The organism is Serratia plymuthica (genome assembly GCF_018336935.1).
GTDB classification, from domain to species: Bacteria; Pseudomonadota; Gammaproteobacteria; order Enterobacterales; family Enterobacteriaceae; genus Serratia; species Serratia plymuthica_B.
The window spans coordinates 5161708-5180192 of sequence record NZ_CP068771.1; the positions used below are offsets into that span (position 1 = coordinate 5161708).

At 58.4% G+C, this 18485-nt stretch carries 14 protein-coding genes; 8 read left to right on the top strand and 6 right to left on the bottom strand.

The features are described 5' to 3' along the window. Positions 1 to 212: 212 nt before the first annotated feature. From menF to menE, 6 genes are all read left to right on the top strand, one after another. A complete protein-coding gene (gene menF, locus JK621_RS23955) occupies positions 213 to 1505 on the top strand; it encodes an isochorismate synthase MenF (protein WP_212557932.1) in 1293 nt (430 codons plus the stop codon). Positions 1506 to 1757: 252 nt separating this feature from the next. After that, positions 1758 to 3431 (top strand): 2-succinyl-5-enolpyruvyl-6-hydroxy-3-cyclohexene-1-carboxylic-acid synthase, encoded by a 1674-nt coding sequence (gene menD / locus JK621_RS23960; protein WP_212557933.1) that lies wholly within the window; start codon positions 1758 to 1760, stop codon positions 3429 to 3431. Beyond that, positions 3428 to 4198, top strand: a complete 771-nt coding sequence (menH, locus tag JK621_RS23965) for a 2-succinyl-6-hydroxy-2,4-cyclohexadiene-1-carboxylate synthase (RefSeq protein ID WP_212557934.1) — start codon at positions 3428 to 3430, stop codon at positions 4196 to 4198. Before menD ends, menH begins: the two co-directional genes overlap by 4 nt. A gap of 10 nt (positions 4199 to 4208) precedes the next feature. After that, positions 4209 to 5066 (top strand): 1,4-dihydroxy-2-naphthoyl-CoA synthase, encoded by an 858-nt coding sequence (menB, locus tag JK621_RS23970; protein ID WP_013813872.1) that lies wholly within the window; start codon positions 4209 to 4211, stop codon positions 5064 to 5066. Next, entirely contained in the window at positions 5066 to 6049 is a 984-nt protein-coding gene (menC, locus tag JK621_RS23975; protein ID WP_212557935.1) for an o-succinylbenzoate synthase, read from the top strand. The genes menB and menC overlap by 1 nt, the downstream gene beginning before the upstream one ends. Next, on the top strand, positions 6037 to 7422 hold the full coding sequence (gene menE / locus JK621_RS23980) for an o-succinylbenzoate--CoA ligase (protein ID WP_212557936.1): 1386 nt from the start codon (positions 6037 to 6039) through the stop codon (positions 7420 to 7422). Before menC ends, menE begins: the two co-directional genes overlap by 13 nt. Positions 7423 to 7463: 41 nt before the next feature. Here the strand turns inward: menE and katA are convergent, their stop codons facing one another. Beyond that, a complete protein-coding gene (katA, locus tag JK621_RS23985) occupies positions 7464 to 8900 on the bottom strand; it encodes a catalase KatA (RefSeq protein WP_212557937.1) in 1437 nt (478 codons plus the stop codon). Positions 8901 to 9234: 334 nt separating this feature from the next. Between katA and JK621_RS23990 the strand changes: the two genes are divergently transcribed. After that, on the top strand, positions 9235 to 9777 hold the full coding sequence (locus tag JK621_RS23990; RefSeq protein ID WP_212560282.1) for a YfaZ family outer membrane protein: 543 nt from the start codon (positions 9235 to 9237) through the stop codon (positions 9775 to 9777). 563 nt (positions 9778 to 10340) lie between these two features. On the opposite strand, the gene tyrP is transcribed toward JK621_RS23990, so the two are convergent. Next, on the bottom strand, positions 10341 to 11549 hold the full coding sequence (gene tyrP, locus JK621_RS23995) for a tyrosine transporter TyrP (protein ID WP_212557938.1): 1209 nt from the start codon (positions 11547 to 11549) through the stop codon (positions 10341 to 10343). A gap of 242 nt (positions 11550 to 11791) precedes the next feature. Here tyrP and JK621_RS24000 point away from each other — a divergent pair, with 242 nt between their 5' ends. Beyond that, a complete protein-coding gene (locus JK621_RS24000) occupies positions 11792 to 12988 on the top strand; it encodes a nicotinamide mononucleotide deamidase-related protein YfaY (protein WP_212557939.1) in 1197 nt (398 codons plus the stop codon). A 442-nt stretch (positions 12989 to 13430) separates the two neighbouring features. Here the strand turns inward: JK621_RS24000 and yfaE are convergent, their stop codons facing one another. From yfaE to ubiG, 4 genes are all read right to left on the bottom strand, one after another. Further along, positions 13431 to 13691, bottom strand: a complete 261-nt coding sequence (gene yfaE / locus JK621_RS24005) for a class I ribonucleotide reductase maintenance protein YfaE (RefSeq protein ID WP_212557940.1) — start codon at positions 13689 to 13691, stop codon at positions 13431 to 13433. 3 nt (positions 13692 to 13694) lie between these two features. Continuing rightward, positions 13695 to 14825, bottom strand: coding sequence for a class Ia ribonucleoside-diphosphate reductase subunit beta (gene nrdB / locus JK621_RS24010; protein ID WP_006317935.1), 1131 nt, complete (start codon positions 14823 to 14825; stop codon positions 13695 to 13697). 212 nt (positions 14826 to 15037) lie between these two features. Continuing rightward, positions 15038 to 17326 (bottom strand): class 1a ribonucleoside-diphosphate reductase subunit alpha, encoded by a 2289-nt coding sequence (gene nrdA, locus JK621_RS24015; RefSeq protein WP_212557941.1) that lies wholly within the window; start codon positions 17324 to 17326, stop codon positions 15038 to 15040. Positions 17327 to 17754: 428 nt separating this feature from the next. Then, complete coding sequence (ubiG, locus tag JK621_RS24020; RefSeq protein WP_212557942.1) at positions 17755 to 18480, bottom strand: bifunctional 2-polyprenyl-6-hydroxyphenol methylase/3-demethylubiquinol 3-O-methyltransferase UbiG; 726 nt, start codon at positions 18478 to 18480, stop codon at positions 17755 to 17757. Positions 18481 to 18485 lie beyond the last annotated feature (5 nt).

Sequence of the window (18485 nt, forward strand, 5' to 3'; positions counted from 1 at the left end):
GCCGGGCAGATCTGGCGTGGGTTCGTAGCAGGCAGGAACATGCTTTCTCAGTATAGTCGCAGAATGCCCGGTCGGCCGTTTTTTGAGCTGATTGTTTAGATTTAATAAACAATTTTTGCGCGTGAACTTTGACTTAACACCGCTATTTTTCCGCCGTTCAGCCTTGATTTACCGTATAATTCCCTACATTAAGTTTGGTTATTGAGGTGGCCGTGGAACAACTTTCGGGGGTGCTGAGGCGATTGCGCCGGCAGCTTGAAACCCCTATTTCCGTTGGGGGCGGTTTCCGCCAGATTTCACTTCCCGTGCCCGCATCGCTGGCCGCCACCTTACTGGAATGGTTGGCAGCGCAGCCGGCATTCCCGCAGTTTTACTGGCTTCATCGCGACGGCCACGAAGAGGCGGCGAGCTGTGGCGCGCTACGTCTGTTTACGCAGCCGGAACAGGCGCAGGCATTTATCAGGGCGCATCAGGGCGCGCGCATATGGGGGCTGAATGCCTTTGACGGCACGGCGCATTTATTTTTGCCGCGCCTGGAAATTCTGAACCGCGAAGGCGAAGCCCAGCTAACGCTTAATCTGTTTTCTGACAGTTCGCTGCGTGACGATGCGGATGCAGCCGGTCGCTGGTTGGAAAAGGTGGTGGCTGCGCGCCCAATCGCGCCATTAAAGGCTGAGGTGGGCAAGGTACGGCATCAACCGGAACGTGCCGGGTGGGAAATTATGTTGCACGAAGCGCTGCAAGCGATCGAGCGGCAACAGATGGAGAAGGTGGTGTTGGCGCGCAGCACCTTGCTGACGCTGGATGGCCCGCTGTCCGCGCCGGCGATGATGGACGCCAGCCGTAGGGTGAATCACCGGTGCTACCACTTTATGCTGAGATTTGATGCGCATTGCGCATTTCTCGGTTCCAGCCCGGAAAGGCTGTACCGGCGAAATGGCCTGCAACTGCTGACCGAAGCGCTGGCGGGCACCGTAGCCAATCATCCCGATCAACAGCGTGCGCAGGCGCTGGCGCAGTGGTTGCAGGGCGACGCTAAAAACCGGCATGAGAACCTGCTGGTGGTAGACGATATCTGCCAGCGTCTGCAAGGGGGGGCCGGTTCGCTGGACGTGCTGCCGCCGGAGGTGGTGCGCTTGCGTAAGGTGCAGCATTTGCGGCGCCGTATCGAAGGGCAGCTCAATCATGCCGACGACGCCGATTGCCTGCAGCGGCTGCAACCGACGGCGGCGGTAGCCGGGTTGCCGCGTCAGGCGGCCCGCGAGTTTATCCTGCAACATGAACCTTTCTCCCGCGGCTGGTATGCCGGATCGGCAGGCTATCTTTCCTCTTCCCTCAGTGAGTTTTGTGTTGCGCTGCGCTGCGCGCAGTTAGAGGGGAAGGAGTTAAGGCTCTACGCCGGCGCCGGTATCGTGGCCGGTTCCGATGCCGCTGAAGAGTGGCAGGAAGTCGAAAACAAGGCCGCCGGGCTGAGGACGTTGTTGCAGCCCGGCTACGCGGGTTGATTATCCCTACTTATTTCCTGGATTTATCGAGCGGCAATCGCGTGAAATGTAAGGCGTTTGTGATGTGTGTGTTTGTTTTTTGTATTAAATCAAGAAATTGACTGCCAAAAAGTCACAGGGATATACGGCGTTTTTGCGCTGGCGCAAAAGTCGTAGGAATAACTATTCATATAATACAGAACATAATTTTTGGCATGCCGCTGAATAGCGGGTGCCGAAGGCTGATTCTGTTAACCGACTTGTGAGCGAATTATGTCGACAAGTGTTTTTAATCGCCGTTGGGCGGCGTTGTTGCTGGAAGCGCTGGCGCGGCATGGCGTGCGTCATGTTTGCATCGCGCCGGGATCGCGCTCGACGCCGTTGACACTGGCTGCGGCGGCTAACAGGTCTTTTGTCTGTCATACCCATTTTGATGAACGCGGGCTGGGCCATCTGGCGCTTGGCCTGGCGAAGGCGTCGCGGGAGCCGGTGGCGGTGATCGTCACTTCCGGCACCGCCGCTGCCAATCTCTATCCTTCGCTGATTGAAGCCGGGCTGACCGGCGAACGGCTGGTGTTTCTCACCGCCGATCGGCCGCCGGAACTGATCAACTGCGGCGCCAATCAGGCGATCCGCCAAACCGGCCTTTATTCCAGCCATCCGGCGCTGAGCATCGAACTGCCGCGCCCGACGCCGGATATTCCCGCCAGTTGGCTGGCATCCACCGTCGACAGCGCCATGGCGCGCTTGCAGCACGGCGCTTTGCATATCAACTGCCCGTTTGCCGAACCGCTGTACGGCGGCGATGAACAACATTACGCCGACTGGTCGGCGGCGCTCGGCGACTGGTGGCAAAGCAGCCAGCCCTGGCTGCGGGAAATGGATCCCCATGGGGTGCTGAAACAGCCCGATTGGTTCTCCTGGAGGCAAAAACGCGGCGTGGTGGTGGCCGGGCGCATGGGCGCGCAAGAGGGCGAACAGTTGGCGCAATGGGCCGCAACGCTTGGCTGGCCGCTGATTGGCGACGTGCTGTCCCAGACCGGGCAGCCGCTGCCCTGCGCCGATTTATGGCTGGCTCAGCCTCAGGCGCAGCGCATCCTGCAAGACGCGCAGCTGGTGGTGCAATTTGGCAGCAGCCTGACCGGCAAACGCCTGTTGCAATGGCAGGAGCAGTGCCGGCCGCAGGAGTATTGGCTGATCGATGAGTTGCCGGGCCGGCTCGACCCGGCGCATCACCGTGGCCGCCGCATCCGCTCCGGCGTGGCGCAATGGCTCGAGCTGCATCCGGCACAGCCGCGTTCCCCCTGGGCTGAAGAACTGGCGCCGCTGGCCGATCGCGCTCTGGACGCCGTCTCCGGCTATCTGGTGAACCGTTTTGGCGAGGCGCAGTTGGCGCACCGCCTGCCGGAGTTACTGACGGAAAATGGCCAACTGTTCCTCGGCAACAGCCTGATTGTGCGGTTGATTGACGCCTTGACCCGATTGCCGGCCGGTTATCCCGTGTTCAGCAATCGCGGCGCCAGCGGCATCGACGGCCTGATCTCTACCGCAGCAGGCGTACAACGGGCAACGGCCAAACCGACGCTGGCGGTGGTGGGGGATCTCTCCGCACTTTACGATCTGAATGCGCTGGCGCTGCTGCGGCAGTGTTCTGCGCCCACGGTGCTGATTGTGGTGAATAACAACGGCGGCCAGATTTTTTCACTGTTGCCGACGCCGGAAGAAGATCGCCAGCGTTTCTACTGCATGCCGCAGGACGTGGATTTCAGCCATGCCGCAGCGATGTTCCAACTGAACTATGCGCGGCCGGAAAACTGGGGGCAACTGCGGCAGGCGGTTGAACAAGGTTGGCGCCACGGCGGCGCTACATTGATTGAGCTGCAGGTGCCGCCGAGCGACGGCGCCGAGACATTGCGGCACCTGGTGCAACAAATGGCGGTGGAATGATGCTGGCGACACGTATTTTACAACGGGGCGAACCGGACCGCCCTTGGCTGATTTGGCTGCACGGCCTGCTGGGCAACAACAATGAGTGGCGGGTCATCGCCGCGCGCTGCCCGGAGTGGCCGTCGCTGGCCATCGATCTGCCCGGCCACGGCGACTCGGTTGCCGTGGCGTGCCGCGGTTTTGACGATATCAGCGCGCAAATCAGCGCCACTCTGCAGATGCATAACATCGAACGTTATTGGCTGGTGGGCTATTCGCTGGGCGGGCGCATCGCCATGTATCACGCTTGCCATGGTCAAACCGACGGCCTGTTGGGCGTGATTGTCGAGGGGGGCAATCCGGGGCTGGACAGCGAAGAACAGCGCAGCCATCGCCGTGCGCAGGATGCCGCCTGGGCAGAACGATTCCGCCACCAGCCGATTGCCGAGGTGTTGGCGGACTGGTATCAGCAGCCGGTATTTACCGAACTCAGCAGTGTACATCGCGATGCGCTGATTGCCGCGCGATCCGACAACAGCGGCCCGGCGGTGGCCGACATGCTGCAAGCCACTTCGCTCGGCCAACAGCCTTATCTGGCGCCGCAGTTGCGGCAATTGACCGTGCCGCTGATGGTGCTGTGCGGTGAAAATGACCCCAAATTTCAACGTTTGGCGCGCGACGCCGGGCTGCCGTTACGCACCGTGCCGCAGGCCGGGCACAATGCGCACCTGGCTAACCCGCAGGATTTCGTCGCCGAACTTCAAGCCTTTCTCGTTAACCCTGGTTAAGGAACCGAACATGCTTTATCCGAATGAAGAACTACTGTATGCCGCCATCGACTGGCAGGATTGCTCTGGTGATTTCGAGGATATTCTGTATCACAAATCCGCCGACGGCATCGCCAAAATCACCATCAACCGCCCGCAGGTACGCAACGCGTTCCGGCCGCATACGGTGAAAGAGATGATGGAAGCGCTGGCCAATGCCCGCTATGACGACGGCATCGGCACCATTATCCTCACCGGCGCCGGCGACAAGGCTTTCTGTTCCGGCGGCGATCAGAAAGTGCGCGGCGACTACGGCGGCTATCAGGACGACAGCGGCGTGCATCACCTGAACGTACTCGACTTCCAGCGCCAGATCCGCACCTGCCCGAAGCCGGTGGTGGCGATGGTGGCCGGTTATTCGATCGGCGGTGGCCACGTGCTGCACATGATGTGCGATCTGACCATTGCGGCGGACAACGCCATCTTTGGCCAGACCGGCCCGAAAGTCGGTTCGTTCGACGGCGGCTGGGGTGCCTCTTACATGGCGCGCATCGTCGGCCAGAAGAAAGCGCGCGAGATTTGGTTCCTGTGCCGCCAGTATGACGCCGCCGCCGCGCTGGATATGGGCCTGGTCAACACCGTAGTGCCGCTGGCGGACCTGGAAAAAGAAACCGTGCGCTGGTGCCGCGAGATGCTGCAGAACAGCCCGATGGCGCTGCGCTGCCTGAAAGCGGCATTGAATGCCGACTGCGACGGTCAGGCAGGCCTGCAAGAGTTGGCGGGTAACGCCACCATGCTGTTCTACATGACCGACGAAGGCCAGGAAGGGCGCAACGCGTTTAACGAAAAGCGCCAGCCGGACTTCAGCAAATTCAAGCGTAACCCGTAATGAACGCGCCGATCCGCAACGCCGCGGTTTACCGTTACTGTCTGCCGATGGAGGCGGGAGTGGTGCTGCGTAACCAGCGGTTGAAAACCCGTGATGGCCTGCTGATTCATCTGCAGCAGGGCGAGCAGGAAGGCTGGGGCGAGATTGCGCCGCTGCCGGAGTTCAGCCAGGAAACGCTGGCCGAAGCCGAACAGGCAACGCTGGCCTGGCTACAGGGCTGGCAGGCGGGGCAGATGCCGGCCGACAGCCCGCTGCCTTCGGTAGCGTTCGGCGCCAGCTGTGCGCTGGCCGAGCTGGAACGGCGCCTGCCGCAGCAGGCCGATTACCGCAAAGCCCCGCTGTGCACCGGCGATCCCGATGAGCTGTTCGCGGTATTGAGTGCGCTGCCGGGCGAGAAGGTCGCCAAGGTGAAGGTCGGGCTGTATGAGGCGGTGCGTGACGGCATGATCGTTAACGTGCTGCTGGAAGCGCTGCCGGATTTGCGCCTGCGGCTGGACGCCAACCGCAGCTGGACCCGTGCCAAAGCCGAAGGTTTCGCCAAATACGTCAACCCGGCGCTGCGCGATCGCATCGCTTTTCTCGAAGAACCCTGCAAAACCCGTGACGAATCGCGGGATTTCGCTTTGGCGACCGGCATTGCCATCGCCTGGGACGAGAGCGTGCGCGAGGCGGATTTTGTGGTGCAGGCTGAACCGGGCGTGGCGGCGATAGTGATCAAACCCACGCTGGTCGGCAGCCTGAGCCGCTGCCGGGCCCTGGTGGAGCAGGCCCATGCGGCAGGGCTGACGGCGGTGATCAGTTCCAGCCTCGAATCCAGTCTGGGGCTGACCCAACTGGCGCGCATCGCGCACTGGCTGACGCCGGCTACCGTCCCCGGGCTGGATACGCTCGATTTGATGCAGGCGCAGCTGCTGCGGCATTGGCCGGGCAGTTGCCTGCCGTTGCGGGATCTGCAAGCGATGGAATGCCTATGGCGCAGTTGAACGACTGGCCGTGGCGACATTGGGCGCAGCGGCAACCGCAGGCGACGGCGGTGATTGTCGGGCGAAAACCGATTGACTGGCAGGAGCTGCAACGCCAGGTGGATGATCTGGCGGCCGATTTTCAGTATCAGGGTGTTGAACCCGGCAGCGGTGTCGTGTTGCACGGCAAGAACAGCTATCCGCTGCTGCTGGCCTATCTGGCGTTGCTGCAGTGCGGTGCGCGGCTGTTGCCGTTGAATCCGGCATTGCCTGTTTCTTTGTTGGAAAGGTTGTTGCCTGAACTGGATATGGCGTTTGTCTTCAGCCCGGACCCTTTGCCCGCGTTGCCGGTCGCCCTTATTCCGTTGACCCAGCCCTCTATCGAACCGCGCAGGCTGACTTTGCCGGCCTGGGATCCGCAGCGGCTGGCGACGCTGACGCTGACCTCCGGCTCCAGCGGTATGCCAAAGGCCGCCGGGCATAACTGCGCCGGGCATTTAGCCAGCGCGGAAGGGGTGCTGAGGCTGATGGATTTTCAGCCGCAGGATCGTTGGTTGCTTTCCCTGCCGCTGTTTCACGTCTCCGGCCAGGGCATTGTCTGGCGCTGGCTGGCTGCGGGTGCCACGCTGGCGGTGCGTGAGATGTCCCCCTTGGCCGATGCGTTGGCGGGCTGTACTCATGCCTCGCTGGTGCCGACGCAGCTGTGGCGGCTGTTGGCGCAACCGCTGGGCGATCTGACGCTGAAAGAGGTGTTGCTGGGCGGCGCGATGATCCCGGTTTCGCTGACCGAACAGGCTGAGGCGGCGGGTATTCGTTGCTGGTGCGGCTATGGTCTGACAGAGCTGGCCTCTACGGTGTGCGCCAAGCGCGCCGATACACGGCCGGGCGTCGGGTTGCCGTTGGCCGGCCGTGAAATTCGGCTGGTGGATGAGGAAGTGTGGATCCGCGCGCAGAGCCTGGCGTTGGGTTACTGGCATCGCGGCGCTTTGCAGCCGCTGGCCGATGAGCAAGGCTGGTTTCATACTCGCGATCGCGGCGTGATGGCCGAAGGGGAACTGCGGATTATCGGACGAATGGATAACCTGTTTTTCAGCGGAGGGGAAGGCGTGCAACCGGAAGATATTGAACGCGTGCTGACGACGCATCCGCAGATCACGCAGGCGTTTGTGGTGCCGGTGGAAGATGCGGAATTTGGACAGCGGCCGGTGGCGGTGATCGACAGTAAAGGTGTCCTCTCGCTGGATGAGTTGTTGACGTGGTCACAGGGCAAGCTGGCCAACTTCCAGCGCCCGACGTCGCTGTTTACTTTACCCGACGAGCTGAAAGCCGGCGGCATCAAGATTTCGCGCCGTCTGCTGCGGCAATGGGTAGCCGAGCAGCTTTCAACGGCATAAAAAAGCCGCCCGAAGGCGGCCGTGGCGATAAACAGGGCCGCTTACTTCAGCCCCAGCGCTTTGGCGACACCGGCGCCGTAATCCGGGTGCACCTGGGTAAACAGATCGACCTGACGGCGCTGGATCTGTTCCGGCACCTGCGACAGCTCGCCGGCGATACGGGTGAACATGCGCTGGTGTTCTTCGGCGCTCAGCAGGTTGAACAGCGCGCGCGGCTGGCTGAAATAATCCTTATCCTCTCGGTGATTCCAGTGATCGGCCGCGCCTTCGAGGCTTAACGGCGGTTCGCTGAAGTCCGGCTGTTCCTGGAACAGGCCGAAGCTGTTCGGTTCATAGGTCGCTCCGTTGCCGCTGTTACCGTCCACGCGCATCGCGCCGTCGCGGTGATAGTTGTGGAACGGGCATTTGGCGCCGTTAACCGGGATTTGGTGATGGTTAACGCCCAGGCGGTAACGGTGCGCATCCCCGTAAGAGAACAGGCGCCCCTGCAGCATTTTGTCCGGCGAGAAGCTGACGCCCGGCACCACGTTGGCCGGGTTCATCGCCACCTGTTCGACTTCTGAGAAATAGTTGTCTGGGTTGCGGTTCAGTTCGAAGAAGCCGACGTCGATCAGCGGGTAGTCGCCATGCGGCCATACCTTGGTCAGGTCGAACGGGTTGTAGGGCGTCTGCGAGGCTTCGTGTTCAGGCATGATTTGGATTTGCAGCTTCCAGCGGGGGAAATCACCGCGCTTGATCGCGTCGAACAGGTCGCGCTGCGAGCTTTCGCGATCCTTGGCGATAATCGCTTCCGCTTCGTCATCCATCAGGTTTTCAATGCCCTGTTCGCAGCGGAAGTGGAATTTCACCCAGAAACGCTCGTTATCGGCATTGATAAAGCTGAAGGTGTGGCTGCCGAAGCCGTGCATGTGGCGATAGGACTTCGGGATGCCGCGATCGCTGAAATCGATGGTCAATTGGTGCAAGGACTCAGGCAGATGGGAGAAGAAATCCCATTTGTACACCGGGTTGCGCAGGTTGGTGTGCGGATCGCGTTTTACCACGTGGTTAAGATCGGGGAACTTCAGCGGATCGCGCAGATAGAACACCGGCGTGTCGTTGCCTACCAGATCCCAGTTGCCTTCCTCGGTGTAAAACTTCATGGCAAAACCGCGAATGTCGCGTTCGGCGTCTGCCGCGCCGCGTTCACCGGCTACGGTGGAAAAGCGGATGAACATGTCGGTTTGCTTGCCGATTTCAGCGAAGATTTTTGCGCGGGTGTATTGGGTAATATCATGGGTGACGGTGAAAGTGCCGTAGGCGCCGGAGCCTTTGGCGTGCATGCGGCGTTCGGGGATCACTTCGCGGTCGAAGTGGGCCAGTTTTTCCAGAAACCAGACGTCTTGCAGCAGCATCGGCCCGCGTTTTCCTGCGGTGATCACATTATTGTTATCGACAACCGGGGCACCGGCTGCGGTGGTCAATCCTTTCTTGCTCATCACTTGCTCCTTATCGTATTGCCATTGAGTTAAGACTCGGGTGGCTTAAGCGTTCATCATGATAGTTTTGCTGGGGTTCTCTCCGGATTTTGATTAATGCCACTGCTATTTGTAGATCTATTCGGCGGCGACGGCAAATAGGTCTGAGTTATCGTTGACGTCGTCAGCGTGAATTGGCCTTTTACTTGCAAAACTTTACAATTATCTGATATCAGAAGAATTTTTCAGCCGTTATCCCTAAAAGACTCGTTGTACTTTGGTATAAACTCGGGGGCGTATTATTACCGGTTGGTTCAGATCATTCTGAACGGATGAAAAACGAGAGGGAAACATGATGAAAAAAACTTTGGTCGCGTGTGCAGCGAGTATGCTGTTTGTGGCCGGTACGGCGAGCGCTATCAGTCTGTCGGGCGAGGCCGGGCAGCATTACACCAACCTCGGCTTCGGCCAAGACACCGGCAGCACCGGACTGGGGTTGTCGGGCAACTGGGCGCGCAGCGATCATGACGGCAACGTCGGCAGCCTGGGGCTGAATTTCGGCCTGCCGCTTGGGCCGTTGACCGCTACTGTGGGCGGCAAGGCACTGTATCTGAGCCCGAAAGACGGCGATAACGGCGGCGCATTGGCATTGGGCGGTGGCCTGGACTGGGCTATCAGCCGTTACTTCAGCCTGCATGGCGAGGGCTATTTTGCACCGGATTCGCTGACCAGCGGTGTGAAGGCGTATAACGAGGCCAGCGGCGGCCTGCGTTGGAATATTTTCCGTCCGCTGAGTGTGGATGTAGGTTACCGCTACATGAAAATGGAAGGAAAGGATGGGCGTCGTGACAACACCTTGGCCGATGGCCCGTATGTAGGTGTAGGTCTGAGCTTCTGATCCAAACAATAAGGGGGCCCAGCAGGCCGAATGCCGATCGGTTAAGCCCGATTGGCATTTTTTTTATCCAATTTCTGTACGCTGTGCGGTAATCACTCGGTCCATCTTGGGCCTCGGCCCTTTGTCCTCGCTGCACCTGCGTTGTCGGGTGGGCCAGCAGCCACCGAGCAACTTATCCCTTCCGTGTGATATTGCGTGATGAAAGGCAGTGAAAATAGTGAGATGAGCAGGGTGTTGGCCGCCCTTGAAGACGCCGAACGCAGGCGCGGCGCATAGGCGAAACCGCCATGGACGGCGGTTTCAGGCGAGACAGGCAGGGACGCCTGTCGTAGCCGGCCGTGATGCGACGTGACGGAGGGAGGGACGTTGGCGCAGCCAACCGTCTGATAGGGCAAAGGCGTGGGTTGCAAGGGACCCCGCCCTGGGTCCCTTGCTCGGTCGAGGCGCGTGGGCCTCATGTTGCATCTCACCTTTATCGACCGAAAACGTCACCCACACCTGCAGAAAAACGCTAACTGACCAGCATTAGGCCAATCGGCCCCTTTACTTTACCGAGCGCTCGATTATCCCACCGCCGGCAAGATACCGCTGGCGATGCCCAGTTGAATGGCAATCACCGTAATCCCGCAGACAAACACCAGCGCCAACGCCGGCGTGCCGCCCCAGACGCGGTATTGCGCCTGATGCCGTTGGCGCGTCTTCCATACCAGCAATGACGGCAGCAACAGTGCCAGCACCGCCAACGCAATGGCGGCGAATCCCAGCGCCAATACAAAGCCGCGTGGATAGAACAGAGCAAACGCCAGCGGCGGCAGGAAAGTGATGGCCCCGGTTTGCAGACGGCCGCGCACGTTATTCTGACGTTTGAATAAATCGGCCAGGAAATCGAACAGCCCGAGTGCTACGCCGAGGAACGAAGTGGCCAGCGCCAGATCGGCAAACAGATGTACCGCCAACTCTACGTGCGGTGACGCCACCACGTCGCGTACCGCCTGCAACAGGCCATTCAGCCCCGCTTGTTGCGCCAGAATGCCGACGAAGGTGGTAGAACTGATGGCGCCGAGCGTGGCCAATTGCCAGAAGATATAGGCCACCAGCGGAATGGCGCTGCCGATGATGAACACCCAACGCAGCTTGCGGATGTTGCCGCCCATATAGTTAACGATGCTGGGCACGCTACCGTGGAAGCCAAAAGAGGTAAAGATGACCGGGATGGCCGACAGCGCCAACCCTTGTTCCAGCGGCAGCGTCATCAGATTGGTGCGGTGAATATTCGGCAGCATCAGGCCCAGCATGACGATCAGAAACACCACTTTGGCGCTGAACAATATGCGGTTAAACAGATCGACAGAATGGGTGCCAATGCAGACTACGCCGCCTGCCACCAGGGTAAACAGCAACACGCCGAGCGTGGTGGGGAAATCCTGCGAGGTCCATTGGCTGATGCTGGCTGCCAGCAGTTCACCCGCGCCGCTGATATAGGCGGCGGTCAGGGCGTACATCAGGAACATCATGCTGAAGCTGGTCAGCCATTGGCCGCCACCTCCGAGATAGCGTTTCGCCAGGGTGCCCAGACCGGTATCCGCCTGCTCATGCTGATACACCTCCACCAGCAACAGCGCGGTGTAACACATCAAGAGCCACAGCCCGACCAGCAAGGCCAGCGTGACGCCGAAGCCTACGCCGGCCGCCGCCAGTGGCATCGCCAGCATTCCGGCACCAATGGTGGTGCCTGCCACGATAAAAACACTGCCCAGAGTGCGATTCTTCACTTTTTTCTCTACCCGTCAAAGATTTGGGGAAATTATAGGTAACTCATTCCGAGGGCGGCAGGATAGTTGATTGATTATTTCGTGTCAAACAAGCGTTACGGATGGTGTTAAGTTATGTTTACATGCATGCAGGCCGCGCGGCACCGCAAAAATACTTTCAGCAGAAATTAACCTGTGATGCATAGTGAAAACTTATTTACGGGCTTCTATAGTGGAATGACTGGAAAATAAGGGAGAGATCAATGTTAAGGGTGGAGATGCTCAGCACCGGCGATGAGGTGCTGCATGGGCAAATTATAGATACCAACGCCGCCTGGCTGGCAGATTATCTGTTCCGGCAGGGCATGCCGATGAGCGGCCGTGAAACGGTGGGGGACAGTCTCTCCTCTCTGATCGAAACGCTGCAGGAACGCAGTCATATCGCTGACGTTCTGATCGTTAACGGCGGGCTGGGGCCGACCAGCGACGATCTCAGCGCGCTGGCGGCAGCGACCGCCTGCGGTGTCGAGCTGGTTGAGCATGCTGAATGGATGGCGCGCATCGAGGCTTATTTTGCCGAGCGCGGCCGGCCGATGGCGGCTTCAAACCGCAAACAGGCGCAGATACCGGCCAACGCCGAAATGCTCGATAACCCGGTTGGCACCGCCTGCGGTTTTGCGCTCCAACTGAACAAGTGCACGATGTTTTTCACTCCCGGCGTACCTTCTGAATTCAAAGTGATGGTCGAGCAGCAAATCGTTCCGCGCCTGCGCCAACGTTTTTCCCTGCCGGCGCCGCCGCTGTGCCTGCGTTTAACCACCTTTGGCACCTCGGAAAGCGATCTGGCCGCCGAGCTGGACGGCATGCCGCTGCCGCCGGAAGTGGTGCTCGGTTACCGCTCTTCCAGCCCAATCATTGAACTGAAACTGACCGGCCCGGAGAGCCAGCGTGCGGCGATGGAACAGGCGTGGGAGCGGGTGCGCCAGGTGGCGGGTGAAAACACCATTTTTGAAGGCACGATAGGCTTGCCGGCGACGCTGGCGCAGCGGTTAACCCAACAAGGGTTGAAGCTGGCGTTGAGCGAACAGTTCAGCGCCGGGTTGATCAATCTGCAATTGCAGAGCGAAGGCGCACCCCTGGCCGGCGGCGAGCTGTTGCCGTCGCACTGTGTGGAAACGCTGGAAACCACGCTGGCCCGCGCCCGTTCGCTGGCAGAGCTGGCGGGGGCGCAATTGGCGCTGGCGATCAGTGCGATGAGTGACGATCGGGTGAGCGTTGCCTTGCACACGCCGAAAGGCGGCATCGGCCAAACGGTACGCTACCGGGCGGCGCGCCATGGCTTGCGTCTGCGACAGGAATCGGTGGCGATGTTGGCGCTCGACATGCTGCGGCGCTGGCTGAACGGTGGGCCGGTATGCGGTAAGAACGGTTGGCTGGAGATCGTCGAGATTATTGAGTAAGAATGCTTGATGACGGTGATATATCCCTTATTAATCATAATATTATAAGGGGTTATCGTGTTGGGTTCAGGCTGTTACAATCGCTGCGGGTGCTTGAGACTATTCGTCTTGGGCATTGTGTGGCAAGGCGGATAGATGAAAGCCCCAAACTGACTATCAATCAGAATGGGGCTGCACATACCGCCTAGACACCGGTATGGTAGCCCCTTCACAGCAAGGAGGCAAGCATGCAGTTAAAGCATGTTTTTCACTCGTTAGCCATTGTATGTATTACGATTTTGGTATTCATACCCGTCGCCTTTCAAGCCGCAGCGTTGTTGGCTGCAGGTGCGCACCCCAGTCACTTACCTAAGTAAGCTCCTGGGGATTTACACCCTGGCCGCCTAGCTGCAACTCGAAAGTCATAGGGTAAATCCAGATGATTGACGATTATGTTTGAAAATCAGATTTCCAGCTCGATGTCCGTCAGCGGTATGCAGCAGCAGGGCAGGATCTCGCCGTCATTGATAAACGCCAGCGGTTGTTGGTGATAGGTCACTTCGCCTTTTACCAATTTCAGGCGGCAGGCGCCGCAATAGCCGGAGCGGCATTGGTATTCCACCTGCACGTCGTGCAGTTCCAGTACGTCGAGCAGGCAGCTTTCACTTTTCGGGCAGGATAACTGCGTGCCTGTGGCACGCAGTGTGATGAGAGGCGATGCCATCGCTTACAGTTCGAAGTCGCTCAGGTCGTCGGCATGCACTTCCGAGTCGATCTGACCAACCAGATAAGAGCTGACTTCCACTTCCTGCGGCGCAACCTGAACGTTATCGGACACCAGCCAGGCGTTGATCCACGGGATCGGGTTAGAGCGGGTTTCGAACGGCAGGCCAAGGCCAACCGCCTGCATGCGGATGTTGGTGATGTATTCCACATACTGGCACAGAATGTCTTTGTTCAGGCCGATCATCGAGCCGTCGCGGAACAGGTATTCCGCCCACTCTTTTTCCTGTTGGGCCGCCAGCACGAACAGATCGTAGCACTGCTGCTGACATTCAACGGCGATTTCCGCCATCTCAGGGTCATCGGCGCCGGAACGCATCAGGTTCAGTATGTGCTGGGTGCCGGTCAGGTGCAGCGCTTCGTCACGGGCGATAAGCTTGATGATTTTGGCGTTGCCTTCCATCAGCTCGCGTTCCGCAAAGGCGAACGAACAGGCGAAGCTGACGTAGAAGCGGATGGCTTCCAGCGCGTTCACGCTCATCAGGCAGATGTACAGCTGCTTTTTCAGCGCCCGCAGGTTAACGGTGACGGTTTTGCCGTTGACCTGATGGGTGCCTTCACCCAACAGGTGGTAGTAGCCAGTCATCTCGATCAGATCGTCGTAATAGCCGGAAATGTCTTTCGCGCGTTTGAGGATCTCTTCGTTGGTGACGATGTCATCAAACACCAGCGCCGGATCGTTGACGATGTTACGGATGATGTGGGTATAAGAACGGGAGTGGATGGTTTCGGAGAATGACCAGGTTTCCACCCAGGTTTCCAGTTCCGGGATTGAAATCAGCGGCAGCAGGGCCACGTTCGGGCTACGGCCCTGAATGGAATCCAGCAGCGTTTGATACTTCAGGTTGCTGATGAAAATGTGTTTTTCATGTTCCGGCAGCGCCTGATAGTCGATACGGTCGCGGGACACGTCAACTTCTTCCGGACGCCAGAAAAAGGACAGCTGCTTCTCAATCAGCTTTTCGAAGATTTCATGTTTTTGCTGATCGAAACGCGCGACGTTGACCGACTGGCCGAAGAACATCGGCTCCAGCAACTGGTTGTTTTTTTTCTGAGAAAATGTGGTGTAAGCCATAAACCTGAGTCCATCGTAACGTGGCTATCCCCTTTATATTTCGAGCTGCAAGTCCGTTGGCTGTCTTCGCTCCCCCGAATCACTTACCTGAGTAAGCTCATCGGGAGTCGCTCTGTTGCCGCCTTCTTGCCGCTCGAATTATTTAGGGGATTAATAAGGGGTCGGAAGCGCTTATTGATATTGGCGTTGATTCCGGCCCGCTGTGTCAAACATTAGATCTTGCAGGCGCCGCTTTCGCAGTCGTCATCGCCGCCCTTGGCCGGCAACAAATCTTCCTGCACATCGTCCGCACCGTCACGGGTGTTCTGATAGTACAGCGTCTTGACGCCAAACTTGTAGGTGGTGAGCAGGTCTTTCAACAGCTGCTTCATCGGCACCTTGCCGGCCGGGAAACGGCTTGGGTCGTAGTTGGTGTTGGCAGAGATCGATTGATCGATAAACTTCTGCATCAGACCGACCAGTTGCAGGTAACCGTCGTTGTTCGGCATTTCCCACAGCAGCTCGTACTCGTTTTTCAGACGCTCATACTCCGGAACCACCTGGCGCAAAATGCCGTCTTTCGACGCTTTGATGCTGATGTGGCCGCGCGGCGGCTCGATGCCGTTGGTGGCGTTGGAAATCTGCGACGAGGTTTCCGAAGGCATCAGCGCAGACAGGGTGGAGTTGCGCAGGCCGGTTTCCTTGATCTCTTTACGCAGGGTTTCCCAGTCGTAATGCAGAGGTTCGTCGCAGATCACATCCAGATCTTTCTTGTAGGTGTCGATCGGCAAGATGCCCTGCGAATAGGTGGTTTCATTGAACCACGGGCAGGCACCTTGTTCCTGAGCAAGACGGTTCGACGCCTTCAGCAGGTAATACTGGATGGCTTCGAAGGTTTTATGAGTCAGGCTGTTGGCGCTGCCGTCGGAGTAGCGCACGCCGTTCTTCGCCAGATAGTAGGCGTAGTTGATCACGCCGATACCCAGAGTACGGCGGCCCATGGCGCCACGGTAAGCGGCTTTTATCGGATAGTCCTGGTAGTCCAGCAGGGCGTCAAGCGCGCGCACCGCCAGGGTGGCCAGCTCTTCCAGATCGTCGAGGCTGTCGATGGCGCCCAGGTTGAAGGCGGACAGCGTACACAGCGCGATTTCGCCGTTTTCGTCGTTGACGTCATCCAGCGGCTTGGTCGGCAGGGCGATTTCCAGGCACAGGTTGGACTGGCGCACTGGCGCGATCTGCGGATCAAACGGGCTGTGGGTGTTGCAGTGGTCAACGTTCTGGATGTAGATACGGCCGGTAGAAGCGCGCTCCTGCATCATCAGCGAGAACAGTTCAACCGCTTTCACGCGTTTCTGGCGGATGCTGTCGTCTTTTTCGTACTGGGTGTACAGACGTTCGAATTCGTCCTGATTGGCGAAGAACGCGTCATACAGGCCCGGCACGTCAGATGGGCTGAACAGGGTGATGTCCTCGCCCTTGATCAGGCGCTGGTACATCAGGCGGTTCAACTGTACGCCGTAGTCCATGTGTCGTACGCGGTTGCCTTCAACGCCACGGTTGTTCTTCAGCACCAACAGGCTTTCCACTTCCAGATGCCACATCGGATAGAACAAGGTGGCTGCGCCGCCACGGACGCCGCCCTGAGAGCAGGATTTCACCGCGGTCTGGAAGTGTTTGTAGAACGGGATACAGCCGGTATGGAAAGCCTCACCCCCACGGATCGGGCTGCCCAGCGCACGGATGCGGCCGGCATTGATACCGATACCGGCACGTTGCGAAACGTATTTCACGATGGCGCTGGAGGTGGCGTTGATGGAATCCAGGCTGTCGCCGCACTCGATCAGCACGCAAGAGCTGAACTGGCGGGTTGGGGTGCGCACACCGGACATGATTGGCGTAGGCAGCGAAATCTTGAAGGTGGAAATGGCGTCGTAAAAACGTTTAACGTAGTCCAGACGGGTTTCGCGCGGATAGTTGGAGAACAGGCACGCGGCGACCAGGATATACAGGAACTGAGCGCTCTCGTAGATCTCGCCGCTGACGCGGTTCTGCACCAGATACTTCCCTTCCAGCTGCTTAACGGCTGCGTAGGAGAAGTTCATATCACGCCAGTGATCGATAAAGGAGTCCATCTGCTCGAACTCTTCAGAGCTGTAGTCTTCCAGCAGATGCTTATCGTACTTGCCCATTTCTACCATGCGCGCCACGTGAGCGAGCAGCTTTGGCGGCTCGAATTGGCCATAAGCTTTTTTGCGCAGGTGGAAGATGGCCAGGCGTGCAGCCAGGTACTGATAGTCCGGCGCGTCGCGCGAAATCAGGTCGGCTGCGGCTTTGATAATGGTTTCATGAATATCGGCGGTTTTGATGCCGTCATAAAACTGAATATGGGAACGCAACTCTACTTGAGATACCGAGACGTTATGTAAACCTTCCGCGGCCCAGTCGATGACCCGGTGAATTTTGTCGAGGTTGATGCGCTCTTTACGGCCATCGCGTTTAGTTACAAGCAGACTTTGGTTCATGTGGTTGTCCGTATGATTCCCCTGTACAGAAGTGTAGTCGCTCTGTTCAGTATGTAAACACTACATATAGGGGTTGTATGTCGGTGAGGTAACAAGATAGTGAGAAAACAGGGCGTTTGCAAGTGAACAAAACCGGCCTATTTTGTGGATAACTTGGGGGTGAAATTTGGCTGTCGGCCGTGAGTGCGCGCTGTGACTGGGACGACAAGCTTGTCAATAAGCGTGATAAGAATTTACTTGGATTCGCAAAAACGTGATCGTTTGCCGCTTTATTAAACGTTAGAAAAAAACGTGATATTGATCTGATTTAATTTTCTTAAAAACCCTTTACAACGGCAGTTTTGATCGAAGGGCGCAAATCGGGCATTTATTCGGATGGAGACGTGCGCCGGATCCGGAGGAGCCAGTCCCGGCGCGGGCTGGAATGCTTATCCTTCGTGTTGAGTATGTACCATATAGTTCACATCCACGTTGCGGCCCAGTTTGAAATGGTCAGTGACGGGATTGTAATGCAGGCCAATCATGTGTTGTTCGCGCAGCGGCGTACCATCGACCCAGCCGATCAGTTCAGAAGGGCGGATGAACTTCTTATGGTCATGTGTACCCTGAGGCACCATCTTAAGAATATATTCCGCCCCGACCACCGCCATCAGCCAGGCCTTGGTGTTGCGGTTAATGGTGGAAAAGAACACATGGCCGCCCGGTTTCACCAGGTGAGCGCAGGCGCGCACCACCGAAGCCGGATCGGGAACGTGTTCCAGCATTTCCATGCAGGTCACCACGTCATACCGTTGCGGGTTGGCCTGCGCGTGGCTCTCCACCGTTTCTTGTACATAATTGACATTTACGCCACTTTCCAGCGCGTGCAGTCGGGCGACTTGCAGCGGCTCCGTGCCCATGTCCAGACCTGTTACCTGCGCGCCTTCGCGCGCCATGCTTTCCGCCAAAATTCCTCCGCCGCAGCCCACGTCGAGCACCGTTTTGCCAAAAATGCCGCCGGCGCGCTGCAGGATATAGTTCAACCGCAGCGGGTTGATACGGTGCAACGGTTTGAATTCACCTTCCAAATCCCACCAGCGCGAGGCCACTGCCTCGAACTTGGCGATTTCCTGGTGGTCAACGTTTTGCGTTTGGTTGGATGATTCTGCATTCATGGGCG